28 protein-coding genes, 1 tRNA gene and 1 pseudogene are annotated in these 26,219 nt (G+C 69.7%); 11 read left to right on the plus strand and 19 right to left on the minus strand.

Annotated elements, in window-relative coordinates; translation table 11 throughout:
• The first annotated feature begins 8 nt into the window (after positions 1-8).
• On the plus strand, positions 9-950 hold the full coding sequence (gene rlmB, locus OG226_RS27800; RefSeq protein ID WP_328682210.1) for a 23S rRNA (guanosine(2251)-2'-O)-methyltransferase RlmB: 942 nt from the start codon (positions 9-11) through the stop codon (positions 948-950).
• A gap of 118 nt (positions 951-1,068) precedes the next feature.
• Complete coding sequence (locus tag OG226_RS27805; protein WP_328682211.1) at positions 1,069-2,679, plus strand: DoxX family membrane protein; 1,611 nt, start codon at positions 1,069-1,071, stop codon at positions 2,677-2,679.
• Between the two features lie 198 nt (positions 2,680-2,877).
• On the opposite strand, the gene OG226_RS27810 is transcribed toward OG226_RS27805, so the two are convergent.
• The 3 genes from OG226_RS27810 to OG226_RS27820 all read right to left on the minus strand — a co-directional run bounded on the left by OG226_RS27810 (position 2,878) and on the right by OG226_RS27820 (position 5,582).
• Positions 2,878-3,609: a nucleotidyltransferase family protein gene (locus OG226_RS27810; RefSeq protein WP_327403118.1), complete on the minus strand. Its 732-nt coding sequence runs from the start codon at positions 3,607-3,609 to the stop codon at positions 2,878-2,880.
• A 108-nt stretch (positions 3,610-3,717) separates the two neighbouring features.
• The gene (locus tag OG226_RS27815; protein WP_327403119.1) at positions 3,718-4,173 is read right to left on the minus strand and encodes a hypothetical protein; all 456 of its coding nucleotides are present in this window, start codon (positions 4,171-4,173) and stop codon (positions 3,718-3,720) included.
• 272 nt (positions 4,174-4,445) lie between these two features.
• Complete coding sequence (locus OG226_RS27820; protein ID WP_328682212.1) at positions 4,446-5,582, minus strand: ABC transporter ATP-binding protein; 1,137 nt, start codon at positions 5,580-5,582, stop codon at positions 4,446-4,448.
• 225 nt (positions 5,583-5,807) lie between these two features.
• On the opposite strand from OG226_RS27820, the gene OG226_RS27825 reads away from it, so the two are divergent.
• A tRNA-Thr gene (locus OG226_RS27825) sits at positions 5,808-5,881 on the plus strand.
• Positions 5,882-5,993: 112 nt separating this feature from the next.
• Positions 5,994-6,083: pseudogene (locus OG226_RS27830) on the plus strand (IS5 family transposase); the annotation flags it as partial.
• A 9-nt stretch (positions 6,084-6,092) separates the two neighbouring features.
• On the opposite strand, the gene OG226_RS27835 reads toward OG226_RS27830, so the two are convergent.
• The 5 genes from OG226_RS27835 to OG226_RS27855 form a co-directional block, all read right to left on the minus strand.
• A complete protein-coding gene (locus OG226_RS27835) occupies positions 6,093-6,692 on the minus strand; it encodes a nitroreductase family protein (protein WP_328682217.1) in 600 nt (199 codons plus the stop codon).
• 34 nt (positions 6,693-6,726) lie between these two features.
• Positions 6,727-7,950, minus strand: a complete 1,224-nt coding sequence (locus tag OG226_RS27840) for a Leu/Phe/Val dehydrogenase (protein ID WP_329350365.1) — start codon at positions 7,948-7,950, stop codon at positions 6,727-6,729.
• A complete protein-coding gene (locus OG226_RS27845; protein ID WP_328682219.1) occupies positions 7,889-8,683 on the minus strand; it encodes a hypothetical protein in 795 nt (264 codons plus the stop codon). The genes OG226_RS27840 and OG226_RS27845 overlap by 62 nt, the downstream gene beginning before the upstream one ends.
• 74 nt (positions 8,684-8,757) lie before the next feature.
• Positions 8,758-9,495, minus strand: coding sequence for a Phenylacetic acid catabolic protein (locus OG226_RS27850; RefSeq protein WP_328682220.1), 738 nt, complete (start codon positions 9,493-9,495; stop codon positions 8,758-8,760).
• 329 nt (positions 9,496-9,824) lie between these two features.
• Positions 9,825-10,238 (minus strand): PaaI family thioesterase, encoded by a 414-nt coding sequence (locus OG226_RS27855; protein WP_328682221.1) that lies wholly within the window; start codon positions 10,236-10,238, stop codon positions 9,825-9,827.
• Between the two features lie 24 nt (positions 10,239-10,262).
• Here OG226_RS27855 and OG226_RS27860 point away from each other — a divergent pair, with 24 nt between their 5' ends.
• A complete protein-coding gene (locus OG226_RS27860) occupies positions 10,263-10,889 on the plus strand; it encodes a TetR/AcrR family transcriptional regulator (RefSeq protein WP_328682222.1) in 627 nt (208 codons plus the stop codon).
• A gap of 14 nt (positions 10,890-10,903) precedes the next feature.
• Here the strand turns inward: OG226_RS27860 and OG226_RS27865 are convergent, their stop codons facing one another.
• From OG226_RS27865 to OG226_RS27880, 4 genes are all read right to left on the minus strand, one after another.
• Complete coding sequence (locus OG226_RS27865) at positions 10,904-11,485, minus strand: response regulator transcription factor (RefSeq protein ID WP_328682223.1); 582 nt, start codon at positions 11,483-11,485, stop codon at positions 10,904-10,906.
• Between the two features lie 1,027 nt (positions 11,486-12,512).
• The gene (locus OG226_RS27870) at positions 12,513-13,040 is read right to left on the minus strand and encodes an SRPBCC family protein (RefSeq protein WP_328682224.1); all 528 of its coding nucleotides are present in this window, start codon (positions 13,038-13,040) and stop codon (positions 12,513-12,515) included.
• Positions 13,041-13,167: 127 nt separating this feature from the next.
• Positions 13,168-13,503, minus strand: a complete 336-nt coding sequence (locus tag OG226_RS27875) for a hypothetical protein (RefSeq protein WP_329350368.1) — start codon at positions 13,501-13,503, stop codon at positions 13,168-13,170.
• A 236-nt stretch (positions 13,504-13,739) separates the two neighbouring features.
• Positions 13,740-14,396: a fasciclin domain-containing protein gene (locus OG226_RS27880; RefSeq protein WP_329350369.1), complete on the minus strand. Its 657-nt coding sequence runs from the start codon at positions 14,394-14,396 to the stop codon at positions 13,740-13,742.
• Between the two features lie 457 nt (positions 14,397-14,853).
• On the opposite strand from OG226_RS27880, the gene OG226_RS27885 reads away from it, so the two are divergent.
• Complete coding sequence (locus OG226_RS27885; protein WP_329350371.1) at positions 14,854-15,201, plus strand: ATP-binding protein; 348 nt, start codon at positions 14,854-14,856, stop codon at positions 15,199-15,201.
• A 209-nt stretch (positions 15,202-15,410) separates the two neighbouring features.
• Here OG226_RS27885 and OG226_RS27890 read toward each other — a convergent pair whose 3' ends face one another.
• From OG226_RS27890 to OG226_RS27900, 3 genes are all read right to left on the minus strand, one after another.
• Positions 15,411-16,163, minus strand: a complete 753-nt coding sequence (locus tag OG226_RS27890) for an anti-sigma factor (protein ID WP_329350373.1) — start codon at positions 16,161-16,163, stop codon at positions 15,411-15,413.
• A complete protein-coding gene (locus OG226_RS27895) occupies positions 16,160-16,744 on the minus strand; it encodes a sigma-70 family RNA polymerase sigma factor (RefSeq protein ID WP_328682228.1) in 585 nt (194 codons plus the stop codon). The genes OG226_RS27890 and OG226_RS27895 overlap by 4 nt, the downstream gene beginning before the upstream one ends.
• 93 nt (positions 16,745-16,837) lie before the next feature.
• Positions 16,838-17,509, minus strand: a complete 672-nt coding sequence (locus OG226_RS27900; RefSeq protein WP_329350375.1) for a GntR family transcriptional regulator — start codon at positions 17,507-17,509, stop codon at positions 16,838-16,840.
• Positions 17,510-17,667: 158 nt separating this feature from the next.
• On the opposite strand from OG226_RS27900, the gene OG226_RS27905 reads away from it, so the two are divergent.
• The gene (locus tag OG226_RS27905) at positions 17,668-18,090 is read left to right on the plus strand and encodes a VOC family protein (RefSeq protein WP_328682230.1); all 423 of its coding nucleotides are present in this window, start codon (positions 17,668-17,670) and stop codon (positions 18,088-18,090) included.
• The gene (locus tag OG226_RS27910; protein ID WP_329350377.1) at positions 18,087-18,884 is read left to right on the plus strand and encodes an SDR family NAD(P)-dependent oxidoreductase; all 798 of its coding nucleotides are present in this window, start codon (positions 18,087-18,089) and stop codon (positions 18,882-18,884) included. Before OG226_RS27905 ends, OG226_RS27910 begins: the two co-directional genes overlap by 4 nt.
• A 27-nt stretch (positions 18,885-18,911) precedes the next feature.
• Here the strand turns inward: OG226_RS27910 and OG226_RS27915 are convergent, their stop codons facing one another.
• The 3 genes from OG226_RS27915 to OG226_RS27925 form a co-directional block, all read right to left on the minus strand.
• Positions 18,912-19,934: a DUF4037 domain-containing protein gene (locus OG226_RS27915; RefSeq protein WP_329350378.1), complete on the minus strand. Its 1,023-nt coding sequence runs from the start codon at positions 19,932-19,934 to the stop codon at positions 18,912-18,914.
• Between the two features lie 111 nt (positions 19,935-20,045).
• Complete coding sequence (locus OG226_RS27920; protein WP_328682233.1) at positions 20,046-20,525, minus strand: GNAT family N-acetyltransferase; 480 nt, start codon at positions 20,523-20,525, stop codon at positions 20,046-20,048.
• Entirely contained in the window at positions 20,522-21,778 is a 1,257-nt protein-coding gene (locus tag OG226_RS27925; protein ID WP_328682234.1) for an MFS transporter, read from the minus strand. The genes OG226_RS27920 and OG226_RS27925 overlap by 4 nt, the downstream gene beginning before the upstream one ends.
• 242 nt (positions 21,779-22,020) lie before the next feature.
• Between OG226_RS27925 and OG226_RS27930 the strand changes: the two genes are divergently transcribed.
• Positions 22,021-22,953 (plus strand): LysR family transcriptional regulator, encoded by a 933-nt coding sequence (locus tag OG226_RS27930; protein WP_329350379.1) that lies wholly within the window; start codon positions 22,021-22,023, stop codon positions 22,951-22,953.
• A 10-nt stretch (positions 22,954-22,963) separates the two neighbouring features.
• Here OG226_RS27930 and OG226_RS27935 read toward each other — a convergent pair whose 3' ends face one another.
• The gene (locus OG226_RS27935; RefSeq protein ID WP_443066913.1) at positions 22,964-23,881 is read right to left on the minus strand and encodes an aminoglycoside phosphotransferase family protein; all 918 of its coding nucleotides are present in this window, start codon (positions 23,879-23,881) and stop codon (positions 22,964-22,966) included.
• On the opposite strand from OG226_RS27935, the gene OG226_RS27940 reads away from it, so the two are divergent.
• Complete coding sequence (locus tag OG226_RS27940; RefSeq protein WP_328682237.1) at positions 23,880-24,533, plus strand: rhomboid-like protein; 654 nt, start codon at positions 23,880-23,882, stop codon at positions 24,531-24,533. The genes OG226_RS27935 and OG226_RS27940 overlap by 2 nt on opposite strands.
• Positions 24,534-24,542: 9 nt before the next feature.
• Entirely contained in the window at positions 24,543-25,973 is a 1,431-nt protein-coding gene (locus OG226_RS27945; RefSeq protein WP_329350382.1) for an NAD(P)/FAD-dependent oxidoreductase, read from the plus strand.
• Positions 25,974-26,219: the final 246 nt, after the last annotated feature.

Consider the following 26,219-nt stretch of genomic DNA (forward strand, 5'->3'; position numbering starts at 1 on the left):
GGTAGGTCATGGCAGCCAACAACCGCCGCATGTCCGGCAAGAAGGGCGCGCAGGTCGGCAGTGGCGGCCAGCGGCGCCGGGGCCTCGAAGGCAAGGGCCCCACCCCGCCCGCCGAGGCGCGCAAGGGCCACAAGAAGAACCGCGTCGCCAACTCCAAGGCCAAGCAGGTCCAGCGCCGTCCCGCGCAGCGCGGGCGCGGCGGCAAGGGCACGTCCGAGATGGTCGTCGGCCGCAACCCGGTCGTGGAGGCGCTGCGCGAGGGCGTCCCGGCGGTCACGCTCTACGTCCAGCAGTTCATCGACAACGACGAGCGCGTGCGCGAGGCGCTCCAGCTCGTCGCCGAGCGCGGCGGCGTCCACCTCATGGAAGCCCCGCGCCCCGAGCTGGACCGCATGACGAACGGCCTCAACCACCAGGGCATGGTCCTCCAGGTCCCGCCGTACGAGTACGCGCACGCCGAGGACCTCGCCAACGCGGCCTACGACAAGGGCGAGGACCCGCTGATCGTCGCCCTCGACGGGGTGACCGACCCGCGCAACCTCGGCGCGATCGTCCGCTCCGTCGCCGCGTTCGGCGGCCACGGCGTGCTCGTCCCCGAGCGGCGCGCGGCCGGCATGACCGCCGGTGCGTGGAAGTCGTCGGCCGGTACGGCGGCCCGCACGCCCGTCGCCCGCGCCACGAACCTGACGCGCGCGCTGGAGGCGTACAAGAAGGCGGGTCTCTCGATCGTCGGTCTCGCGGCCGACGGTGAGCACGAGGTCGGTGAACTCGCCGCGCTGGAAGGCCCGGTGGTCATCGTTGTCGGCAGCGAGGGCAAGGGCCTGTCCCGACTCGTGGGCGAGACCTGCGACTTCAGGGTCCGGATCCCGATGCCGGGTGGCGCGGAGTCCCTCAACGCCGGTGTGGCGGCCGGAGTTGTGCTCTACGAGGCGGCACGCAAGCGTTCCTGAACGGGCGTTCGGCACCGTCCCCCACTCGGGGCAATCTGGGCGCCGGGCACACGCTTGACGCGGTCCGGACACTTCCGGCGAGTCAAAGCAGTGTCCTAAACACACGTCACTCGGTTAGATGAGTGTGGACACCAGAACACCCCGCACACCCACGGGGGACGGCCCGTCGGGCTTCGACGACGCTCCCGCGCTGAGCATGGTGAAGGTGCCGAGCGATCCGGCGCAGATCATCGTCAATCATGCGAGCTTCCGCGTGCAGTTGGGCGCCTCGACGCGTTCCCCTTCGCCGCGGATCGCACGGCACCTGAGCGCCACCGAGGCCCCCGGCCGGATCCCCGCCGCCGGCGCGCGTCGCCGGCCCGTCGTCTGGAGCGGCAAGTCCGCGCCGGACGACACCGGCGCCCACCGGCTGCTCCAGGCCGTGCGCGGCACGGGCGTCCGCCACGGCGACGAACCGGTCGGCGACGCCGGAGCCACGCAGGTCATCCCCCGTATCGACAGGGGCGGTTACGACGGCGACCTGACCGCGCAGACCATCGAGACCCCGGTCGTCGGCGCCCAGCGCGGCGGCGACCACGACACCGGCGAGACCCGACTCCTGCCGCCCATGCGGACGGTGGGCAGCGTCTACGACGAACCCGCCTACGGTGACCCGGAGTTCGAGGACTTCGAGGGCGCGGAACACGAGCGCCGCATCCGGCGCAACCCCAACGAGCCCGTACGGCACGCCTATTACCCGGGCCGCCGGATGAACCTCGGGGTCGTCCTCCTCCCGCTCCGCATCTTCCTCGGCTTCATCTCCATCTACGCCGGCATGGGCAAGCTGTGCGACCCCGTCTACTTCGACGGCGGCAAGCGCGGCTCGATGGTGAAGTGGCTCAACACCCTCCATCCGTGGGAAGTCGCCGAGCCGCTACGGCAGTTCGCGCTCCAGCACCCGGTCGGCTCCGGGCTCGTCATCGCCTTCGCTCAGGTCATCGTGGGCGTCCTGACGATCCTGGGCCTGTGGCAGCGGGTCGCCGCGGTCTTCGGCGCGCTGCTCTCGGCGGCCCTGATCGTCACGGTCAGCTGGAAGACCGTCCCGGCCTACGACGCCCCCGACATCATCTATCTCGCCGCCTGGTCCCCGCTGATCATCGCGGGCGCCCCCGTCTACTCCGTCGACGGCCGCCTCGCGGGCAGCGCCTGGCGCCGCCTCGGACCCCGCGCCGACATCTGGGAGCTGCGCAGCTACGTCCTGCGCCGCGGCGCCCTCGTGACGGCCGTCTCCATCGGTCTCACGCTGCTCGTCGGCTCCCTGCTCGGCGGCGCGGTCCGCGACTCCAGCCGCGTGGTCGTCCCCGGCCCCGGCGAGGCCCCGCGCAACGAACTGCCGGGCGCCCCGCTCCCCGGCGAACCGACCAAGAGCCACAGCAGCAGCCCCCGGGCGTCCAAGTCCCCGTCCCAGCACGCGACTTCGGCCAAGCCGTCCGGCGCCGCGACGACCCCGGGAGCGACCCGCTCCTCCTCCGGTACGGCCACCGGCGGCGCCCCCAGCCAGACCCAGGGCACCGCGGGCCGCACCCGGCCCCAGCAGTCCTCCCCGGCCGGCCACCAGGCCCCCAGCACCACCTCCGGACCCACGTCCAGTGGCGGCACCAGCGGCGGCACCGGCTCCAACGGCGGCTCCAGCACCGGGGGTTCGTCCTCCTCCGGCCAGCCGGGCCTGGTGGGCGGCCTGTTGGGGTAACTGGGCCGGTGGGGGGCTTGTTGACCCGGTCGCCCACCGGCTGAACTCCGGTGAGTACGGCGAAGGGGGCCCGCACTTCTAAGTGCGGGCCCCCTTCGGCTCTGTCTTTGGGGGCGCGGGGCTGTGACATCAGCGGCTCCGCCGCGGGGCGCGATCAGCCACAGCGGACCGGCACTCGAAACACAACCTGACTGACCGTCAACGCCCCAGCGCGGCAAGCTCCTTGGCGGCTTCCCGGAGATCCTTCGCGGTATCGATGGCCCGCCAGTAAGCCCCCTGCGGGATAGGGAAGCCGGCCAACCGCCGCTCACGCGCGAGGTGCGGGAAAGTCGTCCGCTCGTGATCCCCCCGCTCCGGCAACAACCCGGCGAACTCGGGCGAGAACACGTACACCCCCGCATTGATCGCGTACTGCGTCGGCGGTGACTCGATGAAGTCCGTGACGCGCCCGAAGCCGTCGGTCTGCACGGCCCCCCAGGGGATCCGCGGCCGAGCCAGCGCGATCGTGGCGACGGCATCGCGCTCGGTGTGGAAGTCGGCCATGTCGCGCAGCGAGAACCGGGTCCAGATGTCCCCGTTCGTGGCGTACCAGGCCTTGTCCGGCCGCGGCAGGTGCGCGGCGGCGTACTTGAGCCCGCCGCCGCGGCCCAGCGGCTCCGTCTCGACGACCGTGGTCACGTCGACCGGCAGGTCGGCCGACTTCAGCCAGTCCTGCAGCACCTCGGCGAGATGCCCGCAGCTGACCACCACGTCGGTCACGCCCTCCTCGGCGAGCCAGACGAGCTGATGGCCGATGATCGGCGTCCCCGTGCCGGGGATCTCGACCATCGGCTTGGGCCGGTCGTCGGTGTACGGGCGCAGCCGGGATCCCTGGCCACCGGCCAGGATCACGGCTTGGGTGGGGCGCGACGCGGCGTTCGGATCGGTCATGACCCGAACTGTACGTGGCGGCCCCACCGTGTCTTTCGGCTGCAACCGTTCCTTAATCAGCCGTTACCGACCTCCTACTCCGACCTCGTCCCCGGGCACCGGCTCCGGTCAGCTGTGCGCGGCCATGACCCCGGAGGCGAACGCGGTGTCGCACACGGGGCGGGCGTAGGACTGGGCACGTGCGGCGCCGTAGATACGGACCGCGGCGCGGCCCAGTGCGCGGGCGATGGAGGTGCAGTGCGTGGCGAGCGACGGGTGGCCGTTCACCGCCTCCTGGAGGTGCGTCAGGACGACGCCGGGGTTCTTGTCCTGAAGCTCGGTCATGAGCTGGTCGCGCAGGATGTCCTGAGGGGCGCGTGCGGCGGCCCTGGAGGAGGCTCCGGCCGCCGTGACGTCCGTCGCGGTGAGCATCGAGCTGGAGGGGCTCCCCGACCAGTTGACCCGGGTGACCGCGAGGGTCCCGGAGAGCACCATGACGACGGGCAGGACGAGGGCGAGCGTGCGGCCGACCCGGCGGGCGGGGCCCCGGCCGCGTCGCGGCTGTTGGTTATTGGAGTGCTTCACGCGTGTGAGGGTAGCGTCCGGTAATGATTTGGCGACATTTAGTCACCAATTCGGGGGATGGATCGGTGCCTCGCATTGGGTAGAGGGTTGACGAACACTGCTCGAAATGACGGGTCTGCCGGGGTATTTGTCGACAGGGTCGGGCGGGATCCGGCGGCGATCCCCAACAGGAAAGGGCCCCGCGGCGAACCGCGGGGCCCTTTCCTAGAACGTTTGATCAGTCGGTGAGATCTGACCCGGTCGGTGAGACCCGATCAGTCGGTGAGACCCGATCAGTCGGTGAGGCGCTCGCCCGTGGAGGTCGAGAACACGTGGATCTCGCCCGGACGCGGGACCACGTGGAGCGTGGAGCCCTTCTCCGGCACCGAGCGGCCGCTGACGCGGACGACCAGGTCCTTCAGGACGTCGTCGACCTTGGCGCTGCCGTAGACGTAACCGTCGGCGCCCAGCTCCTCGACGACGTTCACGGAGACGGCGAGACCGGCCGGGGCGTCCTCGGAGTCCTTCGTGAGGGACTTCGCGGCCTCGCCGTTGTGCTCGTCGATGTCGAAGTGCTCGGGGCGGACGCCGACGGTGACCGTGCGGTCGCCCTTGTCGGTGGCGGCCTTGAGCGCCTCGCGGTTGACCGGGACGACCGAGTTGCCGAACTTCACGCCGCCGTCGGTGATCGGGACCTCGATCAGGTTCATGGCGGGGGAGCCGATGAAGCCGGCGACGAAGAGGTTCTTGGGGCGGTCGTACATGTTGCGGGGGCTGTCGACCTGCTGGAGCAGACCGTCCTTCAGTACGGCCACCCGGTCGCCCATCGTCATGGCCTCGACCTGGTCGTGGGTGACGTAGACCGTGGTGATGCCGAGGCGGCGCTGCAGCGACGCGATCTGCGTACGGGTGGAGACACGGAGCTTGGCGTCGAGGTTCGACAGCGGCTCGTCCATGAGGAAGACCTGGGGCTCACGCACGATGGCGCGGCCCATCGCGACACGCTGGCGCTGACCGCCGGAGAGGGCCTTCGGCTTGCGGGCGAGGTAGTCCGTGAGGTCGAGGATCTTCGCCGCGTCCTCCACCTTCTGGCGGATCTCGGCCTTGTTGACGCCGGCGATCTTGAGCGCGAAGCCCATGTTGTCGGCGACCGTCATGTGCGGGTACAGCGCGTAGTTCTGGAACACCATGGCGATGTCCCGGTCCTTCGGCGGCAGGTGCGTGACGTCGCGGTCACCGATGCGGATGGCGCCGGCGTTGACGTCCTCAAGCCCCGCGAGCATCCGGAGCGAGGTGGACTTGCCACAGCCGGACGGACCGACGAGGACGAGGAACTCGCCGTCCCCTACCTCGATCTCCAGACCGTCTACGGCGGGCTTCTCGGTGCCCGGGTAGATCCGGGTCGCCTTGTCGAACGAAACAGTGGCCATGATGAAGGGCCCCCTTCTACCGGCAGGAACGTGCCGGACGATCCGTTGTAGGAAGGTGGTGGTGTAGTCCACGCGAGTGAACTGGGTCAGGACGGTACCTGGCGTTTGCCTGGTCTGTCAGTACCTGGACCCATGTGAACTTCGAGGAAATTTTCGACAGGGGGCGCCGGGGACCTGGGTACACTGCACGGGCACGTGATCGCGCGCGCCACCGCGCCCACGCAGGCCTCCTTAGCTCAGTTGGCCAGAGCAACGCACTTGTAATGCGTAGGTCGTCGGTTCGAATCCGACAGGGGGCTCCTTCGAAGGCCCAGGTCATATCCATCTGACCTGGGTCTTTTGCTATTTCGATCGTCCGGTTCGGTGGGCGGTCCGGGGAGACCTGGCCATCGCGTCCCGGGCCGACTCTCCAGTTTCGGATGGATCATGATGCGCCGTCACCTCGCCCGCGACTACGAGACCGGACCCACGCACTCCGAAAGCGTGATCCGCATGGCGATGGCGGTTCTCTCAGAGCATGTCGCTCACCCGATGATGGCCGTTGGAGTGGATCAGTTCGGCCTGGGGTGTGAACAGGGAGACCCGGTGGCCGACCGGTGCCGGGGAGCGGGGGACGGGACGCCGGGTGGGATCCGGGGTGCCGATGTAGAGCCAGCCGATGAGCTTCTCGTGCGGAGCGAGGGCCAACAGCGTCCGGGTCCCGGCGGAGTCGACGGCCGAGCCGGTGCGCCAGATGCTGCCGAACCCCCTGTCGTGCAGGAGGAGCATCAGCGAGTTGACCATCGCGCTGCTCGCGGCGAGCTGCTCCCAGTCCGGCACACGGTGGTTGCGCTGGGGCAAGAAGACCAGGGTCGCGAGGAGCGGCGCACGCAACGGCTTCCTCATCTCCCGTCGGACGGTCTCCGCGTCGGTGGCGCCGGACGCGAAGGACACGCCCAGCGCCGCCCGGCTGTCCCCGCGCACGAGGATCCATCGCCAGGGGCGGAGACGGCCGTGGTCGGGCGCGGTCGCCGCCCAGGCAAGCAGTTCGACGAACTCCTCGTCGCTCGGGGCAGGCTCGATCAGACGGTGTTCGCTACGGCGGGTCCGGATGGCGGCTTCCAACTCCATCAGTGATCGCTCCTCGTCGCCGCTCCGCGCCGGCTCACCTGCACTGCGGCGGCAGCCAGAACGACCGCACGCGCCATACCGCCGCGAGACGGTCCCGCGCCATGCTGGTCGCGGCTCCCGCGGTGCTGATGTTCAGGTTCTTCGACCTGGTGAAGATCTCGACAAGCCGTTCCGGGATCATCTCCGCATGCTGCCTGACCCGGTTCATGTCGTGGCCCGCGGGATGCAGCTCGTCGACCACCTGGATCAGGCCGAGCGCGTTGATCACGAAGTCCGGCGCGTACAGGATGCCGCGTGCGGCGAGCCGGTCCGCGATCACCGGCGATGCGAGCTGGTTGTTGGCCCCGCCCGCGACGATCCGGCAGCGGAGGTTCTCCACCAGGTCGGCATCGATGACGTTGCCGATCGCGTTCGGGCTGAGAACGTCCACGTTGAGCAGGTACAGCTTCTCCCGGCTGACGACCTCCGCCCCGCACGCCTCGGCCACCCGCTCGGCCTTCTCCTGGTCGATGTCGGCCACGATCAGCCGCGCGCCTCCGTCCGCCAGGTGGGCCGCCAGCCTGGCGCCCACCTTGCCGACGCCGTCGATGGCGATGAGGCGGCCTTCCAGGTTGTCGCTGCCGTCGAGGTACTTCAAGCACGCCCGGATACCGAGGCTCACACCGTAGGCGGTCATGGCGCCCGATTCACCGGAGCCGCCCTCCTCGACGTCCAGGCCGCGTATCCACTGCGATTCCTTGCGCATGACCCGGAGATCGGCGGTGGTGATGCCCATGTCGCAGGCAGCGATGAACCGCCCGGAGAGGCTCTCCACCGCCTGTCCGAAGGCGCGGAGGAGTGTCTCCGACTTCTCGACTCCCGCGCCACCGAAAATGACGGCCTTTCCGCCCCCGATGTCGAGGCCCGCGCAGGCCGCCTTGTATGTCATCGCGCGGGAAAGGCGTAACGCGTCGTCGATCGCCTGGTCGTCATCGCGGTACGGAAGGTAGCGGACGCCGCCGAGTGCGGGGCCCAGTAATGTCGAATGAATGGCGATGACGCACCGGAGCCCGCCGGGGCCAGAGCTGAACAGAACCTGCTCGTGGCCGTCCATTTCCTTGAACACGCTCATAACCCACCCCAAAATCCCGTCCAGCGACAGCCGGGCCGGCGGTCCCGCCTTCAGGCGCGAACCGCCGGCCCGTCCGGCAGAGAATTTATTCGGTCGGCTGCAGTCCGGACGCGAGCAGCGCCGCGTCCAGGACGTCCCACAGCACACTCAGCGATTCGAGGAAGTCCTCCACGCCCTGCTCGATCTGCGCGCTGTTCGAAGCGTCCATGACGGATGTGACAGCCCTGATCACATTTGCCTCGTGCTGCTGCTCGGCACCGGCATCGCCCCAGTGCTCCGCCATGTAGTGCATCTCCGGCTCGTCGATGTCGGCCTTGTAATGGCCGGAGTCGATGAGCGCGCGCTTCTCGCCCGGGATCAGGGACTGGTTGGAAATGATCTCCAGCGCGAGCGCCGTGCCGAGATTCCGGACGGTGGTCTCGGCGTCGGAGGAGAACCGGCGGCGGAACACCTCGATGGCGGCCTTTGCCTGAGGCGTCAGACCGGTCTCGCGGTCGTATCCCGGCAGTCCGGAGAGCAGCTGGTCCGACGAGCTCTTGAGCCACGCCTCGACCCGCGCGGTGTCGTACACGTCGTCGAACACCTGGGAACCGGTGCGGTTCACGATGTGACCCGCCATCGTCGCGAGTTCGGGGCCGTGTCCGGACTCACTGTCGACGATCTCCTCGATGAGGACCGCCTGCTCGTCCCAGCCGAGGGTGCGCAGGGCGGCGGGGAACTCGCCGCCGGGGCGGGTGGAGGCGCAGAACGACTGCACCTGGTGGAAGAGTGCGCCCGAGACCTCGGCGGACGGGGGCGCCGCGGCCCAGTGCTCGTAGAGAGGATGGTCAAAGACGCGGTGCGTCTTGATCCGGTCGATCAGTGCGTCGGTCGTCGTCATCGATTCCTGCTCCGGTGGGGTAGATGGGTCCGGGGAGGTGGATCGTTCCGAGCGAAGGTGCGGGTCGGCGTCGCTCAGGCGAACTGGAGCTGCGAGGGGTCGACCTTGGGGACGGAGAAACCGATCTTCTCGATGTGCTCGGCGATCGCGGCCTTGTAGAGCTCGCGCAGTTCACCGTTGTCGTTCTTGCGCAGGCCCCACTGGACTGCGAGACGGCCGCGGCGGGAGTCGGGCCGGCCGAACATGTCCAGGGCCATCGGGTAGAACTTGTTCAGCGCCTTCTGAGCCCGGTCACGGGACTGCGTGCCGGCGTCGTACGACTGCTGCATCAGGCGCTTGCCGTAGCCGAAGTGCCGGGCCTCTTCCTTGAGGATCGCGTCGGCCTCGACACGCAAGGGCGCGTAGGTGCTCGTGGTCATCTCCTTGATCTGGAAATGCCCTTCGAGCTCGCAGAGGAAGCTGAATGCGGCGCGCTCCTCCCAGACGGTGAATTTCGTGGTCATGCTCTCTGCCGGGAAGTAACGCCGTTCCGTCACAGCCTGGTTCACCATGTGCGAGGTGTCGACGCCGAGCGGCGTGAGCAGTTTGGCGAAGCGCCGGAAGTGGTCCACTTCTTCCATGCCGAATTTGAGACACATGTAGCGTTCGTCGGCGTTGGGGGCAAGCGGATAGAACGAGTCGACGTACGTGTCGCCCGCGCTCAGCTCGCCTTCGCCGTTCGCGAGCATCTGATGCGTCAGCACCTCACGGTATTCCTCCGGAAGTTCACCGACGCTCTCCAGATTCACGCTCTCCGAAAAGACTGTCGCCATACGAATTCTCCTCCGGGTAGCTGATGAAATTCAGCCTATCCGGGTGGTTCGCGAAGCCGGTAGGCCACGATGGGGCCATATCGCTCGGGAACGTTGGGGGTAGTCCGGTGGCTCTTTAGGGGTACTTCGGGGATATCTCCGCGCCCGGGACCCGTGCCATGATCCCGCCCGTGTCGGTGGGCACACAGCCGACCCCCGCACCACGCGCTGTCGTCGCGTCGTGCGGGGGTCGTGGTGGCGCGTGTTCGCCTACGGCCGCGTACGGCGGGCGAGTTGTCGCCACGAAGTCGCGGAGCAGGGGGAGTTGGGGCCGGGAACGGCCGGAATCCTCAGGCCGCGTTCCGCTCAGGTGGCCGGATGTAGGTCAGGGTGTGGTGGGCGACGAGCTTGCCCGCGGTGTCGGTCGTGGCGGCGGTGCCGTAGACGATCAGGCGACCGGGCCGGACGATCGTGGACTCGCACACCAGATCGGTGCGCGCCGGGCCGAGGAAACTCGTCGTCATCTGCTGAGTGACGGACGGATCGTCCTCACCGAACAGCGACATGATCGCGATCCAGCAGGTCACATCGGCGAGCGTCATCGCACAGCCGCCCTGGAGGACGCCGCCGGGGCGGAAGAGTTCCGGGCGCTGGCGCAGCGAGACCCTGGCCTGCCCCTTCCCGACGGCCTCCACGGTGAATCCCCACCAGGGGCCGAAGGGACTGGTATCGATGACGGCCTGAGCTGCGTCGACATCCATCATCCAGAAAACATAACATTGTTCGGTATGTCGACGCACCGATCCAACGCAGAACGAACCGCGAGTACTCGCGCCCAACTGACCCGGACCGCACGGCAGTTGTTCAGCGAGCACGGGTACTCCTCGACGACCGTCGTGGACATCGCGAAGAGTTCCGGGCTCACGGTCGGTGCGCTGTACCACCACTGGGCGGGCAAGGAGGCGCTGTTGGTGGATGTCGTGCACGACATCCACCGGGAACTCGCCGTACGGATCCAGGCTCTCGACGTCGAGGACCAACCCGTCCCGCGGCTCCTGCGCTCCGGGCAGGCATTCCTCGAACTGTGCGCGGATCCGGCCGTCGCCCGGCTGCTCCTGCTCGACGCGCCCGCGGTGCTCGGCTACGAGCGGTGGCGGCAGATCGACGAGCAGTGGTGGCTGACGGCGACGATCCGGCTGGTGGAGCGGGCGCGCCGCACGGACGGTACCGACCTCGCCGGCACCGGCACCGGTACCGACCCCGCCGGCGACGGTGCCGAGGCGTCCCGTCAGCTCGCGCTCGCTCTGCTCGGCGCGCTGACCTATCTCGGGCACGAGGTCGCGATGAAGGGCGCCTCGACGGTTGTCAGCGCGGGGCAGACCTATGAAGCACTGCTCGCGGCCCTTCTCCGGTGATCATCGCTCATCGCTCATCGCTTCGGGTCGAGCTGGGAGACGAGCAATGCCGCCTCCACCCGGTTGGAGGCCGATAATTTGATCATCGCGTGATGGACGTGCTTCTTGACGGTGTTCTCAGCGATGTGGAGAGCGGAACCGATCTCCTTGTTCGTCATGCCGGTAGCCAGCAGTTGCAGAACGTCGTTCTCCCGCGAGGTGAGACTCGAAATCGCCGCAGAGGTCGAAGACGTCGGATATTCGGTACTGATATCGGAGAGCCGGTCACGCGGGAGGAGATATACCGCGCAGCCCCGGCTGACCATGGCGATCACGCTGGCGAAGTCCTCCTGCAGGATTTCCAGGTCCATGAACCCGGCGACCTTGGCCTGTAAAGCGTCCTGGATCGTGACGACGGAGTCGTGGCACCACAGGACGATGATCGAGGCGTGCGCGCCGATCAGCTGGACGAGACGACGAAAGCTGTCACTCGTCAGATTGCGCAGATTGAGCAGGACGATGTCGGGTTCCTCGCGGTCGACGGTGGTCACGACGCCTGCCATGTCCTGCGCCGCGCCCGCCACGTCAAGCCCTGGAGCTTCCTTGGTCATCGCCATGAGGCCGGATCGGGTCACGACCTGGTCATCGGCGATCAGCAGTTTTATCCGACCCATTACGCGGAGCCCCGTCTTCCCCTGCGAATGGCCGCCTGTGGACCTCTGTGGAGGGCCGAGTGTCAGATGCGACCACAAGATTAAATAAGACCAGAACGCCGACTCGCTGATGATCCGCGTTCCCTTTGGTAAAGGGGAGGCGCGATAACGATGTCAGCGCTCCGGGCCGTCTGCGCAGTGCCGTTCTTCAGAGAATTGGAGCGATCCGAAGGGGGCCTGGCGTGAGCGCGGAACTGGCGCGCAGCGAAACGAGGACTCAAGCGCGGATTGCCCGACTCGCCACTCTCTCCGGATGCCGAACTTTATTCGGATATCTCGTTTCGTGAGCCGCCCCAGCTTCACCACGGCCTACGGAGAACATCAGTCATGTCGTGCGAAGATTCACTTCACACCCACCACGCGTCCCTCATCCCACGCTGGATGCACAGGCAGTGTACATCACTGCATCCATAACGGCGAGATGCGAATGGTATATTCCGGATCCCGCTATTAACGAGGGTGCGGCACGTGCAAATTCGGTCAATTTTTCCGAAAGTAATCGGTTCTTCGGCCGCCAGGAATGGTTCCTCCGTCTCTCGGGAGAAACCGGCCATGACGCACTCCGGCAGAAGCCGTGATCGTGAAATCGGGCTGGTGCTACAGCGGCAGATCGTGTGACCGCTGCTCGGTCATGTCGGTGGATGTGACGGAGGGTAACTCGCCGAGTGGGCCGAGGAGTTGGCCGTACTGCCGGGTGGGCTGGATCATCTGTTCGCGCGGCCGGAGCGGCGTGAGGTGTTCGCGGACCCGGTCGGGAGAACTTCCACCCCGTGCAAGCTCGTCGACGACAGCGCGGCCTGTACCGCGCACCTGGAACTCCGGCTCACGCCCGGCATCCAGGCGTACTCGTTCACCTTCGGCTGGACCCGGACGCGGTCGGAGCCGGACGTGGTCGGAACCGGCCGGCCGACTACCCGGGTGGTCACTTCGGTCAGGCGGCCGGTGACCGTTCCAGTTCCCGCTTGAGGTTGCGCAGGGTCGTCTCGATGTTGCGGGCCTGGTAGTCGGCGAACGTCCTGCCCGAAGTGACCACCCGGTCAAAGGCGTTGGCGACGAACGCCGGCCACGCGCGCCGGTCGTCGGTCCAGGTCTCGGTCACCCGGGTGCCCTCGCCGACCGGCTCGAAGCGGTACTCCCACGTGGCGATCGGGCCGCGCAGCCGGGGACGGCTCCGGCCGATCGCGTGGACCCGGAAGGCGAAACGGTGGCCGGGGTCGGCCGCTGTGACCGTGCACCGCGTCACCCACCGGAACCGGCCCCGCTTGTTGCGCCCGACGAACGTGGTGCCCAGCGTCGCGGAGTCGCCGTCCGCCGGGTCCCCGCCCGTGGAGTCGGCCGTGGTGCCCAGGTTCTCGGGACTCCAGCGGCCCATGTCGGCGGGGCGGCTCACGGCCTGGTAGACGGCCTCGGGGGAGACGTCGACGACGATGCTGCCGCTCACGGTGAACAGACGGGCCACGGGACTTCCTCTCGTCTCGTCGGAAACACGAAGCTACTGTCGAGTAGCAATCATGGCAGGTGGTGGGGAGTGTTGGGGAGTGGTGGTGGGTGGTGGGGGTGGCGGGAATCCGTGGGAATCGGGGAGATCAGGGGGCTGGCGCGGACCATGCCTGCCAGGCCGTGTCGAGGTCCGTGTGCCAGCGCAGGCGATCGTCGTCCGGTGTGGTGCGGGAGCGGAGCAGGGGCGGGGCGAGCAGGTGGATCATGGTGGGGTCGGTCGGCCAGAGCGGGTTCGGCAGGAACTCGTCCTGCGGCAGGCGGAGTTGGCGTAGGTCGAGCCCGACCACCGTGGTGTCGGCGCACCGGGCGGTCAGTTCGATGTGCAGGGCGCGGCTCGTGGCCGGGGTGAGTCGGCCTGCCGCCGCGCACCACAGGCCCGTGTCCGAGACGGCGAGCACGCGGATGCGGAAGAGCGCCGACATGTGCCTTGCCCTCCCTGCCGGAGTCTCTGCGTGACCTGTGACCTGTGACCTGTGACCTGTGACCTGTGACCTGTGATCCCTGATCCCTGATCCGTGAACTGGCCAGGGGCTACGCGGGAGTTGTGTACAGCGGTGAGGGGCGAGGCTCTGAGTGCCTCGCCCCTCACCGTCTCCCCGTCACAGGAGTCGGGTGGCCGGGTACCGCGATGTCGGGTCCCGGCGCTGCTGGTGGTCCGTCAGCTGGTGGGCATCAGGACGGTGTCGACGATGTAGACCGTGGCGTTGGCGGTCTTGACGTTGCCGCAGACGACCTTGGAGGAGTCGTTGACGGTGTAGGACTCACCGGAGCCGGAGGTGGTGAGCTTCGACTTCTCCAGGCTGGTGAAGGAGCCCTTCTCCAGGTCCTTCGGCGTGATCGGCTGGCCGACGACGTGGTAGGTGAGGATCTTGGTCAGCTGGGCCTTGTCGGCGAGGACCTTGTCCAGGGTGGCCTTCGGGATCTTCGCGAAGGCGTCGTTGGTCGGCGCGAACACGGTGATGTTCTGGGCGTTGTTGAGGGTGTCGACCAGGCCGGCCTTCTTCACCGCGGCGACCAGGGTGGACAGGGCCGGGTTGTTGGAGGCGGCGGTGGCGACGGGGTCCTTGGCCATGCCGTCGAAGGAGCCGGCGCCGCTCTTCGGGACGCCGGAACAGGCCGTACCGAAGGGCTGGTCGGCGGCCGTGGCGCCGGCGTTGTTCATGCTGTCGCTTGAAGCGGACGCGGCTGCGGATGCCTTGGTGGAGGCGTCGGACTTCGCGGAGTCGCTGCCGCTGCTGCCGCAGGCGCTGAGGGCCAGCGGAAGCACGGCGGAGGCGGCGAGGACGACGGCGGTACGGCGGATACGGGTGCTCATGGTGTTTCTCCTGTTGAGGGTGCGGCGCGTGCCGCCTGTAGACGGGGTGAGAAAGGTCGTTCGGGGTCGGCCGGACCGACTGGTGGAGATGCCCGCGCCGGCGTACCGGAATCGCCGCGCGAAAAGCACGCTGCGCGAATTCCGCACCCGGGGGATCTGCTTGTTGTCGGTCACGTGGGGAATCCGGTTCCGAAGGCTTGGCGGATTGGCCGTCTGCCCGATCGGATGAATCTTTTTCTCAGACCAATCCGCGGCCGGACCGGCTACGGATAACCCGCTACGGATATGTGGGATGCCGGGATTCGGTTCCGCCGGGGAATATGCGTTTCCGCAGCCGTCCGCCGAGGTGTCCGTGACGGATTGCCTGTGAGAGTGGAAGGGGCTGATGTGCCGTGGAACGCACCTGCGTGAGCTTCGCTCCGCACCGGAGAACGGTCTGCGGCCTATGCGCTGTGCCGTGCGCGCCCAACTGGAACGGTGGGGGCGTGGCGAACTCACGGAAGACGCCGTGCTCGTCGTCAGCGAGCTGCTCGGCAACGCCTTCGGACATGGCGCGGGGCCGGTCCGCCTCTCGCTCGCTCTGCACGAGCGGGCGGGGCACCAGTGGCTGATGATCCAGGTCAGCGACACCAGCCCGGGCTTCGACACCGAGGTGATCCGGGCGAGGTGGACACGTCCGTCCGCCGCGCTGAGCGGAGGCGGCCATGGGCTGTTGCTGGTTGGGGCGTTGTCCCGGGCCTGGGGCGACCGGCATCACCGCCGGGGGCATGCGGTCTGGGCCGATCTGTCGCGGAGTGTCGCCTGAGGGGGCACGGGCTCGCGGCGCCGAGGGGCTGTGGGTCACCTCGGGGTTTCCTCGGGGGCCGGAGAGCTTCGGGGTGAGCGGAGGTGGCCTCGGGCTGTTGCTGGGCGTGGTGTTGTCCCGGGTCCGGGGCGACCGGCACCATCGCCGGGGGCATGCGGTCTGGGCCGATCTGCCTCGGAGCGTCTCCTCGGGGGCTCCTCGGGGGCTCCTCAGGCCGGGAAGGGTGTCAGGGTGAGTGGGGTGGTCGTGGGCTGTTTCGAGCCGCCGGCGGGTTCGACGGTGATGCCCATGCCCGAGGCTCCGTCCACGGCGCCTCGTAGGAGGACGGCCTGGTCGCTGCGGGTGGGGTTCATCAGGCCTGCCGATCGCATGGTGCCGCCGTCGTCGAACCAGAGTTGGTAGACCTTCCCGGCCGGCGCGTGGGCCATTCCGGAGACCACGAACACGGCCTTGTCCTGGCCGTGGGAGACGACCACCGTGCCGAGGGCGTTGCCGGGCAGGCTCACGGCCCGGGTACGGGCGTCCGGTGCGGCGAGTACGGCGGCGATCCGTCCTGTGCCCTGTTCGGCCCGGTGTGCCTGGGCGAGCGCGCTCTCGGCGCGCTGGTGCTGCCACACCGCCGTACCGCCCAGTGCGGTGGCCGCCGCGAGACAGGCGGCGAGCGCCCACCGTGACAACAGCCGGCCCCGCCGCGCCGTGCGGCCGGAGCGGAGCAGCGGGGTGCCGGCCGGGGCCTCCTGGCGGACGGTGGTGATACGGCCCAGGACCCGCTCGCGCATCTCCCGGCGGGGTTCCACGGACACGGCGAGGCCCAACCGGGCCACCGTGGCGGCCAGTTCGGCGGTCTCCTGGGCGCAGGCCTCACAGCCCACGAGGTGCCGCTCGAACGCCTCGCGTTCCTCGTCGGACAGGGCGTGCAGGGCGTAGGCGCCGGTCAGCAGGTGCAGGTCAGCGGTGATCACGCGGTCACTCCCAGGCAGTCGCGGAGCCGGATGAGGCCGTCTCTCAGTCGGGTTTTGACGGTGCCGAGCGGCAGCGTGAGCGCCTCGGCGACCTGGCGGTAGGTCAGTCCCCGGTAGTAGGCGAGGGTGACGGCCTGGCGCTGGATCTCGGTCAGCGTGCGCAGACAGCGCCGTACCTGTTCCCGCTCCAGCCGGGTCTCGACCTGCTCGGTCACCTCGTCGAACTCCGGGGTACGGGCGAGCAGCGCCGCCTTGTGGTCCCGGGCCGCCGCGGCCTCCACCGAACGCACCCGGTCGATGGCCCGGCGGTGGGCAAGAGTGAGGATCCAGTTGACGGCCGTCCCGCGGTCGGAGCGGTAGCGGGGTGCGGTACGCCACACCTCCACCAGCACTTCCTGGGCGACCTCCTCCGACTGCGCGTGGTCGCGCAGTACGGCACGGGCCACACCCAGGACCGGGCTGACGACGGCGTCGTAGACAGCGGCGAACGCGTCTTCGTCCCCCAGGGCGACCCGGGCCATCAGCTCTTGCAGGTCCGGCTGGGTCGAGGGATTTCCGCCGATACTGATGGCTTCTTTCACAGGGGTCCTTCGTGAGTACGACATCTCCGGACGTAATCCGAACCTGACACATCCCACGGATTGGTTCCGCCGAAGCCGAATCGAACTACCGGCTCACAGCGGCAGGTGTGCGAGCAGGCCCCGGCGGGCGGCGTCCACGTGCTCCTCGGCGCACCGGGCCAGGGTCTCCCGGTCGCCGGAGCGCAGCAGCCGGGCCAGCTCGCGGTGTTCGTCGACCACGCGGGCGCTGTAGTGCTCGTAGCCGACGGTGATCCGGCGCAGTTGGAACAGGTGGACCTGCGAGCGCACCGCGTGCCAGGCGCTGCTGAGGCGCCGGTTGCCGGCGGCGGCGTAGATCCGGTCGTGGAAGGCGATGTCGAGGGCGAGCAGTCGGGGGCCGTCCGCAGCCCCCGCCGCCTCCGCCGCCAGCTCCTGGACGAGGCTGTCCAGTTCGGCCAGCCGCCCGGCGTCCGCGGTCGCCTGCGCGCTCGTCGCCGCGAGCCGGTCGAGCGCCGCGCGCAGTGTGTAGACCTCCTCCACGTCGGCTCTCGTCACGTCGATCACGGTCGTGCCCCGGTGCCATGCGCTGCGTACCAGCCCCTCCCCTTCGAGCATGGCGAGTCCTTCGCGCACCGAGCCGCGGCTCACCTCCAGTGAGGCCGCGAGTTCGACCTCGCGCAGGGGCGAGCCGGGCGGGAAGTGCCCGGCGAAGATCGCCTCGCGGACGAGGTCGGCGGCCTCCTGGGCCAGTCCGCGTCGGTTCGCCTTGGGCAGTGCGGGAGTCATGTCCTAATGTTGACATTCGGACAAGATGCGGAGCAAGGTCGAAGCCGAACCGATGAGCAAGGTGGGAGCCGAACGAAAAGGAGTCGGCCGACGACATGGCGTCCGACCACATGCCGTGCGGCCACATGGCGTCCGGCCACACAGTGAGGAGCTGCGGTATGTCGACCCGTCCAGCGGTGCATCTGGCCGTCGCCGTCGATGATCTGAGCAGGGCACGACAGTTCTACGGGGACGTCCTCGGGCTGCGTGAAGGGCGCTCCACCGAGCAGTGGATCGACTGGGACCTGCACGGTCATCAGCTGGTGACGCACGTGGTCGCGGGCGGACCGGCGGCCCGGGGGACGAGTTCGGTCGACGGGCATGCCGTACCGATCCCGCACTTCGGTCTGCTGCTGTCGACCGAGGGATTCCACGAACTCGCCGCCCGGCTGCGCGAGGCCGGCACCGGCTTCCTGATCGAGCCCTACCTCCGCTTCCCGGGCGAACCGGCCGAGCAGTGGACGATGTTCCTCCTCGACCCGTGCGGCAACGCGCTGGAGTTCAAGGCGTTCCGGGACGAGTCAAAGGTCTTCACGCCGTGAGCGCCGTGAGCGCCGGGAGTGCGGGGAGCGCCGAGCGGGGGGTCCTGGTCACCGGGGCGTCCCGGGGCATCGGCCGGGCGGTGGCCCGGGCGTTCGCCGAGCGCGGTGACCGGGTGGCGGTGCACTACGCGACGAACCGCGAGGACGCGTCGCGCACACTGCGGGAACTGCCCGGCGACGGCCATGTGCTGATCGGCGGCGACCTCGCCGACGCCGAGACGGCCCGGACCGTCGTGGAGGAGGCCGTGGAAGCCCTCGGCGGGGTCGACGTCCTGGTCAACAACGCGGCGCTCGCGCCCGGCGCCGGCAACCGGCACCAGGTGGCCGACGTCTCCTATCCGGACTGGCAGGACATCTGGCAGCACATGCTCCAGGTCAATCTGCTGGGCGCGGTGAACGTCACGTACGGCGTCGCGCGGCACCTCATCGACCGCGGTGAGCCGGGCCGCATCGTCAACATCGGCTCCCGGGGCGCCTTCCGGGGCGAGCCCGACCACCCGGCGTACGGAGCGAGCAAGGCCGCGCTGCACGCCTTCGGGCAGTCGATGGCCGTCGCCCTGGCGCCGCACGACATCGCGGTGACCTCGGTGGCGCCCGGCTTCATCGCGACCGAGCGGCAGGCGGGCAGGCTGGCGGGCCCGGACGGCGAGGCGCTGCGCGAGCAGAGCCCCTTCGGCAGGGTCGGCACCCCCGAGGAGGTGGCCGCCGCCGTGCTCTACCTCGCCTCACCGGAAGCCGCCTGGTCGTCCGGTACGGTCCTCGATCTCAACGGCGCCTCGCACCTGCGCACATGACCCGGATCCGGGTTCCGCCCCGCCGTGTCACGCGAGGGCCGTCGGCAGGTCCTTCAGCGTCGGGTCCGTGATGCGGGACGTGAGGGCGTCGGCGAAGCGTTCGGCATGGAGGACCCGGAAGGGTCTGGAGTGGAACGGGCGGGTCGTCGGGTCCACGCGGTCGGTCAGGTTCAGTTGGTTGTGGATGCCGGCCGCCGCTTCGTAGGCGTAGGCGAGGTGCTGCTCCCTCGTGTGCCAGTCCGTGGCCGAGAGGGCGGCCGTGAGGACCGGGATCAGGCGGTGGCCGGCCGTCGTGCGGGCGAAGGCGGTGCCCAGCCATTTGTTGTACGGGGGGTAACGGCGGTCCATGAGGAGGCACAGGCGCATCAGGGTCCGGGTGAGGCCGGCCGCCGCTGTCGCCGAGCCGAGTTCGTCGCCCACCTCGCCGCAGCGGCCTACGAAGGCCTCCTCCTGGGAGATGCGGTTCCACTCGCGGGCCAGGACGTGGAGCCAGACGTCCCGGGGGTACCAGCGGAGGGCGTGGCGGGCCGGGCCGAGTTCGTGCAGGCCGTCGTGGAAGACCGCGCCTCCTGTGACCTCGGCCAGGAGTTGCGTGGGGGGTGCCAGCCAGTCGGCGGCAGTGATTTCGTGGGTGGGGTCGAAGCCGAGCGTTGCCTCGAACCAGGCCGCGGTGTGGGTGACTTCGACTCTGTGGTGGACCGGGCCGGTCGTGCTCTTCATGACTCGGACGTCGCCGTCGGTCGTCGGGGCGAAGTTCGTCGGGTAGCCGTGGAAGGTTTTCGGGAGGTGTTCGGCCAGCTGGTGCCGGATGCGGCCCGCGTGGCGGGGGACGTCGCGGGGGCGGAGGAAGAGCTGGAGGCGCGGGCCCCATTCGTGGTCCGTCGAGCGGGGGGTGTCGTAGCCCAGGACCTCGGAGCCGCTGCCGATGCGGGCGGCGGAGTGCGGGACGTCGGGGGCGGCGTCTTCGAGGAGGGGGCGGACGGCTTCTGTGTAGAAACGGCGGGAGAGTTCGAGGCCCGGTAAAAAAGTTGGCGTATCCGTGAGGCTCATGCCCCGACCCTGCCCGGTCTCGACATGATCGTGCGCGCGAATTCTCGCCGTCGCCCCTTCAACTCCCGGCCACGGACGCCCAGTCGGGCGGACGGGCAGGTGGCCGGCCGGTCAGCGGTGCCCTCCCAGCTCCCGCAACGCCCCGTCCGTCAGCCGGTACACCGTCCACTCGTCCTGGGGCCGGGCGCCCAGCGCTTCGTAGAAGTCGATCGCGGGGCGGTTCCAGTCGAGGACGGACCACTCCAGGCGTTCGTAGCCGCGGTCGACGCAGATACGGGCGAGTTCGGTGAGGAGGGCCTTGCCGTGGCCGGTGCCGCGGGCGGTGGGGCGGACGTACAGGTCCTCCAGGTAGATGCCGTGGACGCCGCGCCAGGTCGAGAAGTTGAGGAACCACAGGGCGAAGCCGACCGGTTCGCCGGTGGTGTCGTCGGTCGCGATGTGGGCGTAGGCGCCGGGGTGTCGGCCGAAGAGGGCCTCGTGGAGCTGTTCCGGGGTCGCCCTCGCCTCCTGGGGTTCCTTTTCGTAGGCGGCGAGTTCGCGGATCAGGGCGTGGATGACGGGGATGTCGGTGGGGATCGCGGTGCGGATCATGCCGAGAGGGTAGACGCGCTCGGGTCCTTGCCGGGGTCGTGGGGAGCGTGCTCGCGGCGCGGGAGCAGGAGCGGGCTGGCCAGGAGGAGGGCCCCGGCCAGCGCGATCGCCGTGCGCGGGGTCGTGGCCGCGGCCAGCAGCCCCCACGCGGCCGTCAGTGCCGCGATCGCCGCGCTGGTGCTGATGGACCAGGCGGTGAGGGTGCGGGCCACGCGGTCGGGGGCGGTGTGGGTGAGCCGGTCGGTGGCCAGGAGGGGGTTGAAGACGCCGATGCAGGTCACCAGGCCGAGTTGGACGGCGGTGACGAGGAGCATCCCGGGGACTCCGGGGCGGACGAACGCCAGGCCGATCGGCCAGCACGCGCGCAGTGTCCCGGAGACCAGCATCACCCGGTGCTGTCCGAACCGGGCCGCGAGCGGGCGCGCGAGGCGCGATCCGACGAAGCCCCCGACGCCGGAGGAGGCCGCGAGCGCGAGGGCGTACTGCCAGGGCGAGAAGCCGAGGCGACCCAGCATGAGGACGGCGAGCAGCGGCTCGGCGGCCATGATCAGGCCGTTGACCACCATCGCGTTGAGGAGCAGTGGGCGCAGGGTGGGGTGGGCGAGGATGTAGCGCCAGCCGTCGAGCAGTTCGCCCGCGCGCAGCCGCGGCGCACCGCTCCGCTCGGGGCGCGGTTCCGTCCCGCCGATGGCCCGGATGCCGAGCGCCGAGAGCAGATAGCTGACCGCGTCGGCCACCACCGTCGTCACCGGGCCGAACAGCCCGATCGCGACCCCGCCGAGCGGTGGTCCGAGCATGGTCGAGGTCCAAGTCGTCGACTCGAAGCGGGAGTTGGCGATCAGCAGGTCTTCCCGTGGTACCAGCGCTTTCAGGTACGAGCCACTGGCCGCGTTGAAGGCGATGTTCGCCGCGGCGACGACGACGGAGACCACGAGAAGTTGCGCGAAGGTGAGCAGCCCGCACGCGAACGCGACGGGGACGGTCAGCAGCGCCGCGAACCGGGTCAGGTCCATCGCGATCATCACCGGCCGCTTGCGCCGGAACTCCACCCACGGCCCCAGCGGTACGGCGGCCAGGGCGCCCACCGCCCGCCCCGAGGCGGCCAGCACCGCGACCTGGGTCGGCCCGGAGTGCAGCACGAGGATCGCCATGAAGGAGAACGCGCCGAAACCGAGCCCGGTGCCGTACGAGCTGACCGCGAACGACGCCCACAGCCACCCGAACCGGCGCCCCAGCGCTCGCCTGCCCGTCATCCCCGCCCCACCCTCTCCGGAAAAATGTGACACTTTCCGCGAAACTGACACATTCTCCGGGACACCCACCCGCAGACCACGACCACGACCACGACCACGACCACGGCCACGACTTCGGCCACCGGCATCAAAGCGAGTGCCGGACGCCGAGATCAAACAACCGACTCGCCGGGAAACTACAACCCCTGGTTGTGCCAGCAGGTGGGCGCTGATTGTCAGTGGCCGCCAGTATCGTCGCCGACGTGGATCTCGACGCTGTGCGCACCTTCGTGGCCATCGCGGACGCGGGCCGTTTCCAGCATGCGGCCACGGAGTTGTCGATCACCCAGCAGGCCGTCTCCAAGCGGGTCGCCGCGCTGGAGCGGACGGTCGGCGTACGGCTGTTCGCGCGGACCCCGCGCGGGGCCGAACTGACCGTCGACGGGCGGGCGTTCCTGCCGCACGCCCGCGAGCTGCTGCGCGCCGAGGCACGGGCGTTCGCCTCCGTCCGGCCCGGCCATCGCGCGCTGCGCGTCGACGTGATCGGCCGAGGGCTCGCCCCGGCCGCGCTGCTACGGGACTTCCACCGGGCCCGCCCCGACGTCGAGCTCGACGTCGTGACCCTCTTCGACGCCGACGCGGCCGTGGACGCCATCCGCTCCGGGACGGTCGACGCGTCCTTCCGCGCCGTCGCGACGACCGGCCGCCGACTCCCCGACGACATCGAGGTCAGCCGGGCCTTCGACGAGCCCGTCCAGCTCCTCACCGGCCCGGCCCACCCGCTCGCCGCCGCCCGCGCGGTCACCCCGGCCGACCTCGTCGGGCACCGGATCTGGATGCCCGGCCTCGTCCCCGGTACCGAGTGGGCCGCCTACTACGACGCGCTCGCCGCCGCGTTCGGGCTCGGCATCGAGAGCACCGGGCCCGACTTCGGCGTGGAGCCGCTGCTGGACACGATCGCCGGTTCGGGTGCGCTGGCGACCTTCGTCGGCGAGCAGACCCGCCTGGTCTGGCCCGCCGGCCACGACCTGCGCCGTATCGCCGTACGGAATCCGACGCCGGTCTACCCGCACTCGCTGGTCCGGCACCGGGACAATCGGCATCCGGCGTTGGCCGCGCTCCGCGATCACCTCCACGACGCCGGCGGGTCCGGTCACTCCGGCGACACGGAGACCTGGACACCGGCCTGGGCGTAGGCGCCCCGGGTCAGTCGCGCAGGCGCCGCGCGATCTCCAGGTGATCCGGCGCGGGCCGGCTCCCGTCCTCGATCGCCCACAGCGCGTTCTGCAGCACCCGGCCGAGCGTCCAGGCCCGCGCCCGTGCCCGGTCGAGGCCCATCACGTCCGTCATCGCGTCGAAGCGCCAACGGATTTCGTCGGCGTCGAAACGGTTGTCCAGCGCCGGGAAGAGCTCGAACCCGGGGTCGCCCGCCAACGGCTTCGGGTCGATGGCCAGCCAGCGCTCCCGATCGGCGGCGAGGACGTTGTCGTAGTGCAGATCCCAGTGCAGCAGCCGGTCGCCGGGCTCCGCCGCGACCTCGCGGACCGCCGCCGCACAGTCCTCGATCAGGCGCCGGTCGGCCGGGTCCGGGAGGCCGGGGAGGGCCGCGGGCACCCGTTCCAGCATGGCCGCCGCCAGCGTGCCGAGGTGTTGGCGCAGCTCCGGCGGTGCGGATACCGCCGTCAGACGCGCGAGCAGACGGGCGATCACGAGGGCCGCCGCGCGGGAGTCCGGCTCGTGCGTGAGGGCACGGGACGCGTCGAGACGCTCCAGGAGCAGGGTGCCGGTCCCGTCGTCGTACTCCAGAAGTTCTACGGCGCCGTCGCCCGCCCAGGTGCGCAGCGCGACCGGCTCGCCCGCGGTCTCCTCGTCGAGGTACTGGAGTTTCAGCGCGGCCCGGGTGCCGTCGGCGCGCAGGACGGGGAGGACCAGGGCGCAATTGCCGTACATCGAGGGGCCGTTGAGCCGTAGTGACCAGAGGTCCAGGAAGTCTGCCGCCCGCTGTGGAAGTTCCGCCACGAAGGCGCGTCCGGCCGCTCCGTTGAACCTGTCCTGGGAGGCGAGCAGCGCGGCCGGGATGTCGATCACGCCTCCGACGATACTTGCGTGCGTGAATCGGCTCATGCGAATTACCCGGGGCCTCCACAGGGTGTGGGCGTACGTCCGCAGCGCCCCCGGCACCTACGTCTGGCTGGGGATCCTCTTCGTCACCACGGTCGCCATGCACCACATGTCACCGGAGTTCGAGCAGGAGTTCCTGCGGCAGCGGTCCACCAACATCCACGAGCTGTCGAACAACCCGGTGCGGGTGCTGTTCGCGAGCGCGATGTGGATGGACGGGGGGCGCTGGCTGCCGTACGCCGCGCTGTACACGGTGTTCCACGCGCAGGCGGAACGGTGGCTCGGTACGGCGCGGTGGCTGATGGTGTGCGTGGCCGCGCATGTGCTGGCCTCGCTGATCAGCGAGGGCGCGCTGCTGGAGGCGATCAGGAGGGGCGTGGCCCCGCAGTCCGCGGTCAACACCCTTGACATCGGTGTGAGTTACGCGCTGGCCGGGGTGGTGGGGGTGCTGGCGTACCGGATCGCGGTGCCGTGGCGCTACCCGTATCTGCTGGTCGTGCTGGCCGTCTACGGGGTGCCGTTGGAGACCGGCCGGACCTTCACCGATCTCGGGCATTTCACCTCCGTGGCGATCGGGCTGGCGTGTTATCCGCTGGTCAGAGGCTGTGGAAAAGCATGGAATCCGAAGGAGACAGTCGCCGCCCTCAGGGGTTAGCGTCCGGATATGAGCAGCTCGGCGAGCGGTGTCGTGAACGGTGTCGTGAACGGTGTCGTGAACGGCGGCATCTCCTTCTGGTACGCGGACGACGGCCTCCCTGCGCGACGGGAGCCCCTCGCCGGAGACGCCTCCGCCGACGTCGTGATCGTCGGCGGCGGATACACGGGGCTGTGGACCGCGTACTACCTGAAGAAGGCGGCCCCCTCCCTCCGGGTCACCGTCCTGGAGCAGAAGTTCTGCGGCTACGGCGCGTCGGGGCGCAACGGCGGCTGGCTCTACAACGGCATCGCGGGGCGCGAGCGGTACGCGAAACTCCACGGCCGGGAAGCCGCCGTACGCCTGCAGGAGGCGATGAACGACACCGTCTCCGAGGTTGTCAGGGTCGCGGAGGAGGAGCGTATCGAGGCCGACATCCATCGCGGGGGCGTTCTCGAAGTCGCTTGTACGCCTGCTCAGTTGGCGCGGCTGAAGGCTTTTCACGAGCACGAGCTGTCGTACGGCGAGACGGATCGGGAGCTGTACGGCGCGCGCGAGACCGGCGAGCGGATCCGGGTCGTGGACGCGGTCGGGTCGACGTGGACGCCGCACGGGGCGCGGCTGCATCCGGTGAAGCTGGTGAAGGGGCTCGCGGCGGCGGTGGAGGCGCTGGGGGTCGTCGTCCACGAGTCGACGCCGGTGACGGAGATCCGGCCCCGGCAGGCGGTGACGCCGTACGGCACCGTTCGCGCGCCCTATGTCCTGCGCTGCACCGAGGGGTTCACCGCGAGTCTCAAGGGGCAGCGGCGGACCTGGCTGCCGATGAACTCGTCGATGATCGCTACCGAGCCGCTCACCGACGCGCAGTGGGAGTCGGTGGGGTGGGGTGGTCTGGAGACGCTGGGGGACATGGCGCACGCGTACATGTACGCGCAGCGCACCGCCGACGGGCGGATCGCGTTGGGTGGACGTGGGGTGCCGTATCGGTTCGGCTCGCGGACCGACAACGACGGGCGGACGCAGGCTTCGACGGTCGAGGCGTTGCGCGAGATCCTGGTGCGGTTCTTTCCGTCGCTCGCGGGGGTGCGTGTCGCGCATGCCTGGTCGGGGGTGCTGGGGGTGCCGCGGGACTGGTGCGCGACGGTGACGCTGGATCGGTCCACGGGGTTGGGGTGGGCCGGGGGTTACGTCGGGTCGGGGGTGGCCACGACGAATCTCGCCGCGCGGACTTTGCGGGATCTGGTTCAGCTGGACTCGGGGCAGGCGGGGGCGACCGAGCTGACCGGGCTTCCGTGGGTCGGGCACAAGGTGCGGAAGTGGGAGCCGGAGCCGTTTCGGTGGTTGGGGGTGCAGGGGATGTACGCGACGTATCGGGCGGCGGACCGGCGGGAGTCGGGCGGGCACAGCGCGGAGTCGTCGCGGTTGGCGCGGTGGGCGGATCGGGTGGCGGGGCGGCACTGAGGTCTGGGCTGGTTCGTTGTCGGCTGCGGGTTGTTCGTGGCTGGTCGCGCCGTTCCCCGCGCCCCTGGGTTGTGGGGGTGCGGCTCTGTCCCTGGGTGCGGGTGCGTTGTGGTTCGCCTGTTGTTCGTTGGGGGGCGGCGCCGCGCCGGGGGGTGTCCGTCCTCGGATTGGCGCGCTGACCGTTGCTCACCGGCTCGGCCGTGCTTGACGCGCCAACCGCTGCGGGCGGACACCCCCCGACACGTC

This window comes from Streptomyces sp. NBC_01261, assembly GCF_036226385.1.
Lineage (GTDB): Bacteria > Actinomycetota > Actinomycetes > Streptomycetales > Streptomycetaceae > Streptomyces.

Bases quoted from the DNA above. Each gene is read 5' to 3' on its own strand.
- OG226_RS27935 (WP_443066913.1), bottom strand. From the start codon at position 23,881: ATGAGCCGATTCACGCACGCAAGTATCGTCGGAGGCGTGATCGACATC.
- OG226_RS27915 (WP_329350378.1), bottom strand. From the start codon at position 19,934: ATGAGCCTCACGGATACGCCAACTTTTTTACCGGGCCTCGAACTCTCC.
- OG226_RS27925 (WP_328682234.1), bottom strand. From the start codon at position 21,778: ATGACGGGCAGGCGAGCGCTGGGGCGCCGGTTCGGGTGGCTGTGGGCG.
- OG226_RS27820 (WP_328682212.1), bottom strand. From the start codon at position 5,582: ATGGCCACTGTTTCGTTCGACAAGGCGACCCGGATCTACCCGGGCACC.
- OG226_RS27845 (WP_328682219.1), bottom strand. From the start codon at position 8,683: ATGACGACGACCGACGCACTGATCGACCGGATCAAGACGCACCGCGTC.
- OG226_RS27945 (WP_329350382.1), top strand. From the start codon at position 24,543: ATGAGCAGCTCGGCGAGCGGTGTCGTGAACGGTGTCGTGAACGGTGTC.
- OG226_RS27900 (WP_329350375.1), bottom strand. From the start codon at position 17,509: ATGACTCCCGCACTGCCCAAGGCGAACCGACGCGGACTGGCCCAGGAG.
- rlmB (WP_328682210.1), top strand. From the start codon at position 9: ATGGCAGCCAACAACCGCCGCATGTCCGGCAAGAAGGGCGCGCAGGTC.
- OG226_RS27920 (WP_328682233.1), bottom strand. From the start codon at position 20,525: ATGATCCGCACCGCGATCCCCACCGACATCCCCGTCATCCACGCCCTG.
- OG226_RS27865 (WP_328682223.1), bottom strand. From the start codon at position 11,485: ATGGCGATGACCAAGGAAGCTCCAGGGCTTGACGTGGCGGGCGCGGCG.
- OG226_RS27860 (WP_328682222.1), top strand. From the start codon at position 10,263: ATGTCGACGCACCGATCCAACGCAGAACGAACCGCGAGTACTCGCGCC.
- OG226_RS27805 (WP_328682211.1), top strand. From the start codon at position 1,069: ATGAGTGTGGACACCAGAACACCCCGCACACCCACGGGGGACGGCCCG.
- OG226_RS27855 (WP_328682221.1), bottom strand. From the start codon at position 10,238: ATGATGGATGTCGACGCAGCTCAGGCCGTCATCGATACCAGTCCCTTC.
- OG226_RS27880 (WP_329350369.1), bottom strand. From the start codon at position 14,396: ATGAGCACCCGTATCCGCCGTACCGCCGTCGTCCTCGCCGCCTCCGCC.
- OG226_RS27850 (WP_328682220.1), bottom strand. From the start codon at position 9,495: ATGGCGACAGTCTTTTCGGAGAGCGTGAATCTGGAGAGCGTCGGTGAA.
- OG226_RS27940 (WP_328682237.1), top strand. From the start codon at position 23,880: ATGCGAATTACCCGGGGCCTCCACAGGGTGTGGGCGTACGTCCGCAGC.
- OG226_RS27810 (WP_327403118.1), bottom strand. From the start codon at position 3,609: ATGACCGATCCGAACGCCGCGTCGCGCCCCACCCAAGCCGTGATCCTG.
- OG226_RS27905 (WP_328682230.1), top strand. From the start codon at position 17,668: ATGTCGACCCGTCCAGCGGTGCATCTGGCCGTCGCCGTCGATGATCTG.
- OG226_RS27835 (WP_328682217.1), bottom strand. From the start codon at position 6,692: ATGGAGTTGGAAGCCGCCATCCGGACCCGCCGTAGCGAACACCGTCTG.
- OG226_RS27875 (WP_329350368.1), bottom strand. From the start codon at position 13,503: ATGTCGGCGCTCTTCCGCATCCGCGTGCTCGCCGTCTCGGACACGGGC.